Origin of the sequence: Serratia sp. PL17 (genome assembly GCF_017832355.1) — a bacterium.
GTDB lineage: Bacteria > Pseudomonadota > Gammaproteobacteria > Enterobacterales > Enterobacteriaceae > Serratia.
The window spans coordinates 972,930-986,687 of the sequence record NZ_JAFIBY010000001.1 but is presented as its reverse complement, the minus strand read 5'-3'; the positions used below and the strand labels follow the sequence as shown (position 1 = coordinate 986,687).

Below are 13,758 nucleotides of genomic sequence, written 5' to 3'. Positions count from 1 at the left end.
TTTTTATACTTCCGGTTTTGGAATTGTGCGATCGGGGTGGTGGCGAACCCCAGGCTCACCTGCTACATTGACCAAAAATCACCCAGCCGAGGTAAACGATGATGTTCTCGGAGCAGGAGATAAAACCCGTGTGGGATGAAGTAGCACGTTTGATCGGCGACAGCGTGATGCAGTTGCGCCATCGCGGTGAGGTTTTAACGGTAGAAACGCTGGCGAAACACCTGACACAACAACTGGACGACTGCAACGATATCGAACGCCGTATCCTGATCGGCGCGGCGATCAACATGCTGAAAGATGGAAAATGAATCGCCAACCGGAATGGTTGGCGATTCGGCAGAAGCCCGAGGTATGCAAGCCCGGCCTTCTGGGCATTACTATGTCAGGCTAACATGACGGATTTAATAGGAATTGTCGGGTTTTTCCTCAAAACACCGAATTATTGTTGCCATCAGGCCTCACGCCAGCACGAAATCACTGATTTCCAAGGGTTGCCCCACCACTTTCACCAGAAAATCACTGCCGTCAAACCCGCCGCCCATATTGATTGCCACATCACTGACATGAGCCTGTTGGTCATAGGTCAACATAGCCTCCCCGGCCTTGCCGCTAAATTGGCTGACAAATTCAAGGCTATTGCTGCCGGTATTAAACAGCGACAGATCAATCTTGTCTTCACCACGAACAAAATCGTGGATCCAGTCCGGTGCAGACGCACGCGATTCCGACGCACCAAAATAAACAAAGGTGTCTTTACCTGCGCCACCGTACAGGTGGTCAGCGCCCTCACCACCAAACAGTACGTCGTTGCCCGCTCCGCCTTGCAGTAGGTTATTCGCGGCATTACCAATCAAGACGTCATTTCCCGCACCGCCAATCGCATTCTCGATCGTAACACCGGCAGCGATTGAAACGTTCCCCTTCAACCCTCCCACATCGGAGAACGATTTCTCGTTAAGATTAATGCGCTGATTCTGGCTAAAACCGGAGAAATCAAAAGTGTCATTGCCGCCGGCATCCCACGCGGTAAACACGATTTTGTCCTGGGCATGGGTGGCCGTGAGGAAATCACGATCGGTATTGGAATTAAAGCCATAAACCGTATCATCGCTACGGGTCGTCATATTGGCGCCATAAAAATGCTGAATCGCCGTGATGTCATTTAACAATGGAGCAGAGGAGTATGCCCCCTTGAAGTCCTGCCCGGTGCTGCTTTCACTGAAATAACTCATGACGCTGTGGGCGCGGCTGTCTTCAAAGTAGGTGGCATCTTTGCTGTAAGTGATGCTGACGCCAGGCGCAGCGTTGTAATCGCCTGGATGTTGCAGCCCCAGAGCATGACCAATCTCATGGGTAAATGTCTGGCGTCCATATTCATTTTCATGAATCAGATTATTGACGAACACGTTGCTTTTGGCGTTATACCAGGTTTGTCCCGCCACCGATGGAGAAGAGTCCGGGTTATAAGCGAAAGCATATGAACCACGCGAGCTGACATCAAAAAGACCAAATTTGATATTCGCGCTTTGGGTATTGCTGGTTTCTGTAAAGGTGATATTGGCAACGTCTGACCAAGATTGCAGTGAAAGTTTCGCCTGTTCACGCTGCTGTGCATTAAAGCTGCTGAACCCGCTGATCGCCATGCTCGACATATTGCCCGGTGCCTGTTCCCAGAAGCTATAGCTCAGGTTAACCGCCGTTTCTGTTACCCCTTTGTCGTGCCAACTGCGATCGCCACGAATCAATTCCAGCCCGGCATTATCAAAACTTTTTGAGGGATGGATCACATTAAGCTGTGAATCGCTTTCAGGTTTATACGCGCCCTGAAAGGCCAATACCGTTATAGCTTCAGCAGAAGCGCTAGCCTGTTGCTTATTTGATGACATGCCAAAATCTCCATATTCGTCATTTCAGTGAGCTGAGGGCGTCACTGACGGATAGCCTTAATGGCCGGGGTCCGGTGCTGAGTCAATACGGGGATTTCGGTAATGCGGCTGGCACCCTCCATGAGCACTCTTAATGAGAACGATAATCCCTTAACAAAAAGCATAGACACTTTTAATTAAAATACCGCCTCACCTCATTAAAATAATGACGCCCTTTCCCATTACGCTTTGGTGCTTATTATTAGCCCGCGACACAAATAAAAAAACCGGGGCAATCCACCCCGGTATCCATAATGTCATTTGGACTCAGATTAACCAACCCAATAGCAGCGTCGCACCAATGACGGTAGAAGCGCCGCCAATACGTGTGGCAATTTGCGCGAAAGGCATCAATCCCATGCGGTTGGATGCGGAGAGGATCGCTACGTCGCCGGTCCCCCCTAATCCACTGTGGCAACAGGTCACAATCGCCGCCTCAACCGGGTACATTTTTAAATAAGGCGCAATAAGGAAACTCACCAACCCCATAGACAACACCACTGAACCGCAGACCACCACATAACCTACTGAAAAGACGGCTACCACGCTTTCTAACGGCACATACAACATACCCAAGCCAATCATCAGCGGCCACACCAGCGCGGTGGAAACAAATTTATAAAAGCTGTGTGCTCCCGTTTCCATTGAGGTGGGTATCACTCGGCAGTATTTGCACAGTACCGCAAACAAGATCATCAGCACCGGGCCAGGGATATGCACAATGTGTTCGAACAGACCACCGACGATAAAGAAGGCGCAAATCACCAACAGCCCGCCCCCCATCAATTGGAAATCGACGTTACCGCTGGTTTCTTTAATGGCGAACACGGCGTTTTCTTGCGCCGAGCGGATTAGCATGCCATCGCCGCTCAATGCCTTGCGCTTCATACCCAGACGGGCCAACACACCTGCCGCTACGATGGCGAAGATATTGCCCAATACCGCTGCGGGTGCCAGTTGCGCCACATACACGTCTGGTGTTGATCCCAGAATGGCAGAATACGCCAGTGACAGGGGCAAAATGCCTTCACCAATGCCGCCACCGATGATCGGCACAATGATAAAGAAGAAGGTGTGATAGAAAGTGAAGCCAAACAACTTACCCACCAACAGCCCCGTCACCACGGCCGTCACCGTGCCGACGACCAAAGGCACAAACATGCGGATCATGCCCTGAATCAGGATCACCCGGTTCATGCCAAGAATACTGCCGACCACCAAACTGGCGATCACAAAGTACAGCAGATTGGCGTCTTTCATCAGCAGATGAACGGTTGCCATTACGTTCGGCTGGAAGAAATTAAAGTAAACCAATACTGAAGGCACCATCAGGCACAGAATCGCCGGACCACCAATATCGCGCAGCACAGGAATACTTTTCCCTAACTGTGCCAGCGCAAAACCCAGTGTCATGATCACCGCCAGACCACCGATCATATTCTTTGGCAAGAAGTTGGCGTAGGCCGAAACGGCAACAATGGCACAAATAGTGATAAACAGTGCAACCGGTACTGCACCGATATCCATCTGCCGGATTTGGTTAATTAATCTTGACGGATCAGGCTGCGGTGTTTCTTTCTCACACGCAATTTCTGCATTTATCTGTTTCATTATTCACCCTGCTGACAAGTGTTCAGTATGGAGCGGATCGTCTAACGATACGTGGAGTAATTTAAAGCGTTAAAACAAGCTATTATCTGGATAAATTTTATTTCTTATAATAAATAAAATAGTGGACAGCACTGACAATATGATAAAAAATAAAAATACAAAACTAAATTACGCCTTATTAATCCAATATTGTGAACCTTCGCCGATGTTGGTTTTAATTAATTATCGTCAGCGTTTTGTAATTAAAATAATCAGTCGTAAATTCACTGCTATGCTATAGGTGGAAGTAAAAATCCGCGCGTTTATTAATGAGAACCGGAGCGGTAATTAGCTGAATCCGGTCAGCTGTACCCGAGCCTGTCTCTGTACGCGGCACCGTGCAGAAAACAGGCACATAATATATGCCCTGCGGCTTACTGAATGCGGGTAGTTTTGCTGCGGCCCGAAAGTCAGCGGGCATAGAACTAATAAGGAAGTAGGATATGTCTTCAATCGCTATTACCCCACAAACGCTGGCCCGTTACGGCATCCATCAGGCTACCGAAATCGTCCATAACCCAAGCTACGAGCAACTCTTCACTGAGGAAACCCGTGCCGACCTGCCGGCACTGGAGCGCGGAACGCTAACCACATTGGGTGCGGTTAACGTCGATACCGGCGAGTTCACTGGCCGCTCACCGAAAGACAAATACATTGTGCGTGACGACACCACGCGCGATACCGTCTGGTGGTCCGACAACGGCACCGGCAAAAATGACAACCAACCGCTGTCGCCCGAGGTCTGGCAACATCTGAAAACATTGGTGGGCAACCAACTGTCCGGCAAGCGCCTGTTTGTTGTGGATGCGTTCTGCGGTGCCAATGCCGATACCCGCCTGAAGGTCCGCTTCATCACCGAAGTGGCCTGGCAGGCACACTTCGTCAAAAACATGTTTATCCGCCCGACCGACGAAGAACTGCAACGTTTCGAACCGGACTTCGTGGTGATGAACGGGGCCAAATGCACCAACCCGGACTGGCAACAACAGGGGCTGCATTCAGAGAATTTCGTTGCCTTTAACCTGACTGAACGTATGCAGCTCATCGGCGGAACCTGGTACGGCGGCGAAATGAAAAAAGGGTTGTTCTCGATCATGAACTACCTGCTGCCGCTGCAGGGCATCGCTTCAATGCACTGTTCTGCGAACGTTGGCGAACAAGGTGATGTGGCAGTGTTCTTTGGCCTGTCCGGCACCGGCAAAACCACCCTTTCCACCGATCCCAAACGTCAGTTAATCGGCGATGACGAACACGGCTGGGATGATGACGGCGTGTTTAACTTTGAAGGCGGCTGCTACGCCAAGACCATTAAGCTGTCTCAGCAGGCAGAGCCTGAAATCTACCAGGCGATCCGCCGCAACGCGCTGCTAGAAAACGTGCAGGTATTGGCCGATGGCAGCATTGATTTTGATGACGCCAGCAAAACCGAAAACACCCGTGTTTCTTACCCGATCGACCACATCGAAAACATCGTCAAACCGGTGTCTAAAGCGGGCCATGCGAAGAAAATCATCTTCCTGACTGCGGACGCTTTCGGGGTGCTGCCACCGGTATCTCGCCTGACGCCGGAACAAACCCAATATCACTTCCTGTCCGGTTTCACGGCCAAGCTGGCGGGGACTGAACGTGGGATCACCACCCCAACCCCAACCTTCTCTGCCTGTTTCGGCGCAGCCTTCCTGACGCTGCACCCGACGCAATATGCCGAAGTGCTGGTTAAACGTATGGAAGCCGCCGGCGCCCAGGCCTATTTGGTTAATACCGGTTGGAACGGCAGCGGCAAGCGTATTTCCATTAAGGACACACGCGGCATCATCGACGCTATCTTGAACGGTGAGATTGAACACGCCGACACCTTTACCCTGCCGATCTTTGGCCTGGCAGTGCCGACAGCGTTGCCGGGCGTTGATCCTTCGATCCTCGATCCGCGCAAAACTTACGCTGACGAATCGCTCTGGCAGGAAAAAGCGCAGGATCTGGCGCAGCGTTTTATCGACAACTTCGCTAAATATACCCTGACCCCTGCAGGGGAAAAATTGGTGAATGCGGGACCTAAACTGTAAGGCAACGGGGCGCAGCACGTTGCGCTCAGTCCCATAAGCAAAGAGGTATTCACGATTCAGGGGCCGATTGGCCCCTTTTTTACGCCAGTTGCTTATCCAAATTAATCAATGCCTGTGCCAACACCCTGGCGCCATCCGCCAACTGTTGCTCGGTAATCGATTCCTCAGGGCAATGACTGCGCCCGTTCAGGCAAGGAATAAACACCATTCCCACCGGCCCGGTCGGTGCCATGTAAACGGCGTCATGTCCAGCGCCGCTAGGCAAACGACGACTGGCCAACCCAAGTGATTGCGCAGCATTATCAATCGCCTGCATCACCGGTTCCGCGCAGGCGGTAGGGCGCGCACGGCTAACGTGCTGCAATTCCGCCTGCAAACCCAACGCCTGTAACCGCGAAAGGCACTGCTCCAGCAGGACCTCAGGAAAGCTGTCCAATACTTGCTGACTGTCGCTTCGGACTTCAAGCATTAACTCCACCCGCCCCGGTACGGCGTTGGGTACATTCGGCGTCATAGAGATACGGCCCACGGTCGCTACCACATAATGCGGGTTGCCGCTTTGTCGTGATGCCGCGGCATGGGCCTGCTCTATCACATGTGCCGCACCGACCAGTGCATCGCGACGAATATCCATAGGCGTGGTGCCCGAGTGATCCGGTTGCCCAACCACAGTCACCAATACACGGCGAATGCCGACAATATGCGTTACAACCCCTATCGGCAGCCGTTGGTGCTCCAACACTGGGCCCTGTTCTATATGCAATTCAAGGTAAGCTGCTGTCCCCCCGGGCAGGCGCAGCGGCTGGACCAGCTTTTCAGGCTGAGCACCGATACGAGCCATTGCCTCCGCCAGTGTTTCACCCTGTGCGTTCTTCGCCGCCAGCATGCCACTGTCCAACTCACCGCTGAGCGCCCGGCTGCCAACGCAAGAAATGCCATAATCACTCGGCTCTTCGGACAGAAAATCGATCACCTCAAACGGATGCTGCAAAGCAATTGTCTGTTGGTGCAGGCTATGGGCTATTTCTATCCCCGCCAATACGCCGATAATGCCGTCATAGCGCCCGCCGCCCACCACGGTATCGCAATGTGACCCCGTGACGAGTGGTGCCAAATCATTGCGTAGCCCTGCACGACGTCCGATCAGATTGCCCGCCTCATCCAACGTCACTGTCAGTCCGGCCAGCTGCATTTGCTCAGCAAGCCAGATACGCGCCTCACTGAACAGCGGTGTAAAGGCACGCCGTGTCCAGGGGACGTCCGGCAGCGTCATCTGTGCCAGATGATTGACCCTTGCCCATAAGCGTCCGCTATCGATTAACGCTGTCATTGTTTTTCTCCTCTGGCAATGTGTGGACGCAGGAACTGGCCTGTCCCCGGAGTGTTAACAATATGCCCATCGACGAAAACCGCCTCACCACGGCAATAGGTTGCTTCTACCCGCACGCTAAACTCCATGCCCTCAAAAGCGCTCCATTTGACGGCTGACAGACTGTTAGCCGGGTCGAATCGATAATGTTCCGGCCGCAGAATGACAAAGTCAGCGTCCATGCCGGGGTTAAACGCCCCTTTGCGATCGTCGAGAAGGAAATGACGCGCAGGGTTGCGGCACAACAGTTGTGCCACGGTCGTCGGTGCGATGCCGTGTTGCTCACATCCCGTCCACAGTGCGGGCAGCAAGGTTTCCAATCCGGGACCACCGGACGCATTTTTGAACACGTTGGCATCCCCTTTCCGCTCCAGCCCCCAACTGACGTGGTCGGACGAAACGAAAGTACAATCGCCCTGTGCAATATGGCTCCACAGTCGTTCCATTTCCGCTTTTGGGCGGATCGGTGGGTAATGTTTGGTTTTGGCACCAAATTGGCGCGTATGCTGTTCGTGATTGAGCATCAGGTACTGAACGCACGTTTCAATACTGACGGGATACCCGGCCTGTCGATACATCCGGTACAGCTCGAAACCGCGTGAGGTAGAAACATGCACCGCATGGGCGCGAGCACCGCTTTCTGCCCCCATTTCATAAATCAGCGCCGTCGCCAGATTTTCGATCAAGGGCGTATGGGCACGCATAAAAGCATCCCAGCCGGTATCCCCCCTGTCGATCATCCGTTGAATATTCTTACGCGTCAGCTCCTGCATTTGGTTGTGTACCGCACAGGCCAGCCCCGTGGGCGCAATCAGCTCAAAGGCGTGCATCAGGTCATCCTCATCCACTCGAGGGAAGCGTCCCGGTGTGGCCTCAAAGGTAGAGAATTTAAAGGCGCACACGCCACCTTCAATCAGACCCGCGGCGGCGTCAAAACCGTAGGTTGCATTAAGGGTACCAAACAAGGCCACGTCAACATGGCAGTCACGCTCGACCTCGGCAATCTTGGCGTCCAGCAGTGCGCGGCAAGCCACAGGTTCGGGGTCGTCATAGGGCATATCAACCATCACCGTGATTCCCCCCGCCGCCGCCGCGCGCGATGCCCACCCCAGCCCTTCCTGATTCGCCTGGCTACCAGAATGCACCTGACCGTCAATCACGCCGGGCAGGATCCACTTGCCGCTGGCCTCAATGACTTTGCATGCCTCGGGGGCTTGTCCACTGCCGCTCCCAATGATTTTACCGCCAGCGATCGCTAGCCAGCCGTCAGGTGTCACCCGTTCGGCATCCACCAGATTGCCCTTTACCACCAGCTCGGGTCGTTGACTCAGATTCATCATGCCTCTCTCCTTATTATCCCCTTCCGATAACTGCATAAAAATGCAGTTATCTCAGGTTATCAATCGACCAGTTGTGCCGATACCAAGGGCAGTGTAGGGTGAGGCTATCTATTCTGTCTTATGCTTGTTTATCACTCATGCATAACAAAATGTTAACTACCCGTGGAGGACGTGTGCGTTTAAACCTCAAACAAATCGAAGTGTTTCGCGCCATTATGCTGACCGGTTCGATCAGCGGTGCCGCAAAACTGCTGCACGTTTCTCAACCGGCAGTTTCACGACTCATCGCCTATACCGAGCAACGGTTAGGCCTGACGTTATTTGAGCGTATCAAGGGGCGGCTGTACCCCACGCCAGAAGCTCGCCACCTGTTTGTCGAAGTCAACTCTGTGTATCAAGGAGTACAGCGGGTCAACGAAGTGGCGGAGGATTTGATCCAAAACCGCATGGGACACCTGCGCATTGCCTGTAGCCCAAGTTTAGGCCAAGGCCTTATCCCCAGTGCTATCGCCAAGTTTCACGCACAACTGCCTGAAGCACGGGTAATTCTGCACACCATGATCCCGGATGTGCTCTTGCAAGCGGTGCTGACACAACAGGTCGAATTGGGCGTCGCCTTTCTGCATGAGGGCCATCCCAACGTGCATTCGCGTCAATTGTACGAGAACCGATTAGTGGTGGCGCTGCCCGCTTCTCATCCACTGACGGCTAAAAATGTGATTGGCATCGAAGAATTAATCGACCAACCCTTCATTGGCTACGGTGCCGACATCCCTATCGGCCAGCTGGTACGCAAACTGTTGAACGATGCCGACATTATTCTGAGACCCACCGTTGAGGTGCAGCAGATCCATGTCGCCTGTGCATTGGTGCAAGCCGGGGTAGGTATCGCATTGATCGACGAAATTACCGCCAACGGACCTGTGTGGACCAAGGTGGTTTTTCGGCCGATAGAACCCACTGCAAATACCCCTATCAGTATCGTGCATGGCATGTACGAACCGTTGTCGCGCTTGGCACAAGCGTTTATCCATACCCTGGAGTCAGTACAGATCCACTGGTCGCGCTAGGCCATTTTTTCGCCCTTTCCCTTGCCGCTGTCCCTCATGACGGCGGCGCATTATTTTTTCTAGGTCATGGGTTAACATTTTGTTATACGCAGGTGATAAAAAGTAATGCGACATTTTAGTTAACCGCCCCCTAGTATCGAATTCCGGTAGCGCAACTATTCACAGATTATTCATTCAAGCGCAATCTCACCGATACTTTCAGGAGCACAGACCATGGGGCGTGTTTTAACACTTGATGATGTAGAAGCCGCAGTAAAAGGCGGTTCGGTATTTGCCTGCGGCGGTGGCGGCTGGGTGGCCCACGGCCTGGAACTGGGGCGGTTGGCCGTGACCATTGGGCGGCCAGAGTTAGTGACTCTTGATGAGTTGGCCGATGACGCCTGGATCGCCACCGCTGCGGCAATTGGCGCCCCCGGCGGTCTGACCGATTGGCAGATGCTGGGTGTCGACTACGTCAAGGCGGTCCAACTGGTACAACAGGAACTGGGCGCCCCTATCGCGGGATTGATGGTTGGCCAAAATGGTATGTCCAGTACCCTCAACGGCTGGTTGCCTGCGGCAATCCTCGGCTGCAAGGTCGTTGATGCCGTTGGCGACCTGCGCGCCCATCCCACCGGTGATATGGGTTCTATTGGCCTGGCCTCCAGCCCGCAACCCATGATCCAGGCCGCCGTCGGTGGTAACCGTAACCATAATGCCTATATCGAGTTGGTCGTGAAAGGTGCCACCGCCAAGGTATCGCCAGTGCTGCGCAAAGCGGCCGACATGTCCGGCGGGTTCATCGCCAGTTGCCGCAACCCGATACCGGCCGCCTATGTACGCCAACACGCGGCACTGGGGGGAATCAGTCAGGCGATCTCATTAGGTGAAAGCATTCTGGCGGCACAGGGCCGTGACGTTGTCGACGCGATTTGCCGCCACACCGGCGGTCAAATCATCGGCAGCGGCGTCGTTGCCGACAACAGTTTGCGCTATACCGAAGAGGCGTTTGACGTCGGTATTGTGACGATTGGTCAGGGGAATGGGCTGCGCCGCATCCACGTCATGAATGAGCATATGGCAGTAGAAGATGCCCATGGTGAGCGAATTGCCAGTTATCCGGACGTCATCACCACACTGGATATGGCCGGTAACCCGATCAGCGCAGGGCAACTGAAAGCCGGGATGGACGTCGTGATTTTCCATATGCATCACTCGCAGTTCCCGCTCTCGTCTTCGGTTACCGATCCTGCGGTCTATCCCCCGGTGGAGAAAACGCTGGGTATTGATCTACGCAGTTACCTGCCGACAGGAGATGCCGCATGAAAAGAACCTTTGGGGTCACCTCCGGCACCCAATTACGCTGCCTCGGCTGGCGACAAGAGGCCCTGCTGCGCCTGATGGAGAATGTGTTGGCGGTAGGCGAAAACCCGGATGAACTGGTGGTGTATGCCGCTCTGGGCCGGGCCGCACGTGATTGGCCATCACACGATGCCATTGTTCACGCACTGAAAACCATGCGTGAAGACCAGACCTTGCTGGTGCAGTCCGGCAAACCCATCGGCGTGTTGCAAACCCACGCCAATGCACCGTTAGTGATCATGGCCAATTGCAATATGGTCGGCCAATGGGCGAAAGCGGAAAACTTCTACCGCTGGGAAAAAGAGAATCTGATCTGTTGGGGAGGCCTGACCGCCGGTGACTGGCAATATATCGGTTCGCAGGGCGTGATCCAGGGCACCTATGAAATCTTCTCGCGCATTGCCGAACGGCATTTTGACAACGATCTACGCGGGCGTTTTATTCTTACCGCCGGATTGGGTGGCATGGGCGGTGCCCAACCACTGGCAGGCACCCTGGCCAATGCCGCGATTCTGACCATCGAAGTCAATCAAGCCAGCATCGACAAGCGGCTGAAAAATGGTTTTCTTCAGCATCAAGCGGCAGATCTCAACCAGGCACTGGCGATGATCGCTGCCGCCCAACAGCGCAAAGAGGCCCTTTCTGTTGCCCTGCTAGGCAACGCCGCCGAGATCTACCCGGCTATTTTGGCCCGTGGTGTCATCCCTGATATCGTCACCGACCAAACAGCAGCGCATGACCTGGTTTACGGCTACGTCCCTGCGGGCTATAGCCTCGCTCAGGTGGCGACACAGCGCGAAACAGACATCAATGCCCTGATGGATGCCAGCCGCCGTTCAATCGTTCAGCACGTACAGGCCATGATCGGTTTTATGGATCGCGGTGCGGTGGTGTTCGACAACGGCAATCTCATACGCACTCACGCCCATCAGGGCGGTGTTGAGCGTGCATTCGAGATCCCTATTTTCACCGAGGCCTTCCTTCGCCCGCTGTTTTGCCGCGCTATCGGCCCGTTCCGCTGGATAGCCCTGTCCAATAACAGCGACGACATTCGCGTGATTGATGACTATCTGCTGCAGCGTTTTGCCGACAATCGCATCGTCAGTAATTGGATCACCCTGGCACGTAAGCATGTTCCGTTCGAGGGATTACCGGCGCGCATCGCTTGGCTTGGTCACGGTGAACGTACCGAGCTGGCGCTAGAGGTGAACCGTATGGTGGCAGACGGGCGCCTGTCCGGTCCGATCGCCTTCACACGCGATCATCTCGATGCCGGTGCGATGGCACATCCTAATATCATGACTGAAAAGATGAAGGATGGCTCCGATGCGATCGCCGACTGGCCGCTGCTCAATGCCTTGGTCAACTGTGCCTCTATGGCGGATCTGGTGGCCATTCACTCCGGTGGCGGCGGTTACAGCGGTTATATGACCAGCTCTGGCATCACCACCGTTGCTGACGGCAGCATTGCGGCGGCACAGCGCCTGCAACTGTCGATGACTAACGACACCAGCACGGGCGTGATGCGCTACGCCGACGCCGGCTATCAAGAGTCACTGGACGAGATTGCTGAAAAATCCCTGCCGTATATCTCACTGCCTCGTGGAGAACAACGATGAATAAAAGCACGGCTCCCTCAATATCGCCTCTGTTGGCCACTGACGCCAGTGTCACGCCGCGTAAAAAAAGCAGTGGGCGCAAAGCGATTGCCGCCGCTTCTGTCGGTAATGCGCTGGAGTGGTATGACTTCTCGGTATACGCCTTTTTTGCGGTGTATATCGCGCAGAACTTCTTTCACCCGAACGATCCCGGCACCCAATTGTTTGAAGCCTTTCTGGCCTTCGGCCTCGGGTTCGTCATTCGCCCCCTCGGTGCATTGGTGATCGGCGCTTACGGCGACCGGGTCGGCCGTAAGGCCGCTCTGACGCTGACGATAATGACCATGGCCGTCGGTACCGCAATCATTGCCTTTGCTCCCCCCTATAGCGCCATTGGTATAGGGGCACCACTGCTGATCCTGTGTGGCCGAGTGCTGCAGGGGTTTTCCGCGGGCGGTGAAGTTGGCGGTGCCGCGGCATTCTTGATCGAACATGCCCCCAAGGATCAAAAAGGCCAGTACGCTTCATGGCTGCAGGCCAGCATGGGGATATCCAATATCCTTGGCGCACTGGTGGCGACAGCCGTCACGCTGACACTTAGCCACGAGCAAGTGGGTGACTGGGGCTGGCGCATTCCCTTCATTATCGGCCTGTCAATCGCCCCGATCGGCCTGTGGATGCGTAAAACGCTCGAAGAAACGCCCCTGTTCGCCGAGGAACAGGCGCGACGGCTGCAAGAGAAACGTGCACCAGAGATGCCGTTGCGCTTGTTATTCCGTACCCATCGTCATGCCGTCCTGCTGGGTACCGGGCTGTCAATCCTATGGGCCGTGAGTGTCTATGCGCTGATTATTTATATGCCGATTTACGTCCAGCGCGTACTGCACTTCGAAAGCCACCAGGCGTTTCTGGCAGCGCTGATCGGCAACTGCTTTATGGTGGTGTGTTGTGTCGCTGCCGGTGCCTGGTCAGACCGGATCGGGACACTGAAGATCTTGCAGGCCGGGGCTGCGCTACTGCTGGTCGCCAGCTACCCATTGTTGTTGCTGCTGGATGCCTACCACACCACGGCGATGCTGATACTGGTGCAGACACTGTTTTGCGTGCTGGTGTCATTGTTCGTCGGCGTGGCACCCGCAGCCTTATCAGATCTCTTTCCTACTGAAGTCCGTGCCAGCGGCATGTCCGTCTCTTACAACCTGGCTGTCACCGTGTTCGGTGGTTTTGCCCCGGCAATCCTCACTTGGTTAACCCAAAATACCGGTACCCGTTTTGCCCCGGCCTGGTACGTGATGATCGCCAGTTTATTGGCGTTGATCACCCTGTATTTGATCGCCCGTCGCCCACAGCGGCAGTTCTAAACCAGATCGCGATTACAACATCATAAAAATCAATAATAAGG

The 13,758-nt window shown here is 54.3% G+C and carries 10 protein-coding genes; 6 read left to right on the top strand and 4 right to left on the bottom strand.

All coding sequences use genetic code 11. From position 1 onward, the window contains the following. The first annotated feature begins 98 nt into the window (after window positions 1–98). Window positions 99–308 carry a hypothetical protein gene (locus tag JOE25_RS04890; RefSeq protein ID WP_209632969.1) on the top strand — a complete coding sequence of 70 codons (210 nt, stop codon included), beginning with the start codon at window positions 99–101 and terminating at the stop codon, window positions 306–308. Between the two features lie 150 nt (window positions 309–458). Here the strand turns inward: JOE25_RS04890 and JOE25_RS04885 are convergent, their stop codons facing one another. Together JOE25_RS04885 and JOE25_RS04880 are read right to left on the bottom strand one after the other, a co-directional pair. Beyond that, window positions 459–1,886 carry a serralysin family metalloprotease gene (locus tag JOE25_RS04885; protein ID WP_209632968.1) on the bottom strand — a complete coding sequence of 476 codons (1,428 nt, stop codon included), beginning with the start codon at window positions 1,884–1,886 and terminating at the stop codon, window positions 459–461. Between the two features lie 306 nt (window positions 1,887–2,192). Then, window positions 2,193–3,536, bottom strand: a complete 1,344-nt coding sequence (locus JOE25_RS04880) for a 2-hydroxycarboxylate transporter family protein (protein ID WP_209632967.1) — start codon at window positions 3,534–3,536, stop codon at window positions 2,193–2,195. A 482-nt stretch (window positions 3,537–4,018) separates the two neighbouring features. Between JOE25_RS04880 and pckA the strand changes: the two genes are divergently transcribed. Next, window positions 4,019–5,638: a phosphoenolpyruvate carboxykinase (ATP) gene (gene pckA, locus JOE25_RS04875; RefSeq protein ID WP_209632966.1), complete on the top strand. Its 1,620-nt coding sequence runs from the start codon at window positions 4,019–4,021 to the stop codon at window positions 5,636–5,638. A 79-nt stretch (window positions 5,639–5,717) separates the two neighbouring features. Here pckA and JOE25_RS04870 read toward each other — a convergent pair whose 3' ends face one another. Both JOE25_RS04870 and JOE25_RS04865 read right to left on the bottom strand, forming a co-directional pair. Continuing rightward, window positions 5,718–6,968, bottom strand: a complete 1,251-nt coding sequence (locus JOE25_RS04870) for a Zn-dependent hydrolase (RefSeq protein WP_209632965.1) — start codon at window positions 6,966–6,968, stop codon at window positions 5,718–5,720. Beyond that, window positions 6,965–8,347: an amidohydrolase family protein gene (locus tag JOE25_RS04865; protein ID WP_209632964.1), complete on the bottom strand. Its 1,383-nt coding sequence runs from the start codon at window positions 8,345–8,347 to the stop codon at window positions 6,965–6,967. The genes JOE25_RS04870 and JOE25_RS04865 overlap by 4 nt, the downstream gene beginning before the upstream one ends. A 173-nt stretch (window positions 8,348–8,520) precedes the next feature. Between JOE25_RS04865 and JOE25_RS04860 the strand changes: the two genes are divergently transcribed. The 4 genes from JOE25_RS04860 (at window position 8,521) to JOE25_RS04845 (ending at window position 13,717) form a co-directional block, all read left to right on the top strand. After that, entirely contained in the window at window positions 8,521–9,417 is an 897-nt protein-coding gene (locus JOE25_RS04860; protein WP_209632963.1) for a LysR family transcriptional regulator, read from the top strand. Between the two features lie 213 nt (window positions 9,418–9,630). Next, entirely contained in the window at window positions 9,631–10,722 is a 1,092-nt protein-coding gene (locus JOE25_RS04855; RefSeq protein WP_209632962.1) for a DUF917 domain-containing protein, read from the top strand. Beyond that, window positions 10,719–12,377, top strand: a complete 1,659-nt coding sequence (locus JOE25_RS04850) for a urocanate hydratase (RefSeq protein ID WP_209632961.1) — start codon at window positions 10,719–10,721, stop codon at window positions 12,375–12,377. Before JOE25_RS04855 ends, JOE25_RS04850 begins: the two co-directional genes overlap by 4 nt. Beyond that, on the top strand, window positions 12,374–13,717 hold the full coding sequence (locus tag JOE25_RS04845) for an MFS transporter (protein ID WP_209632960.1): 1,344 nt from the start codon (window positions 12,374–12,376) through the stop codon (window positions 13,715–13,717). Before JOE25_RS04850 ends, JOE25_RS04845 begins: the two co-directional genes overlap by 4 nt. Window positions 13,718–13,758 lie beyond the last annotated feature (41 nt).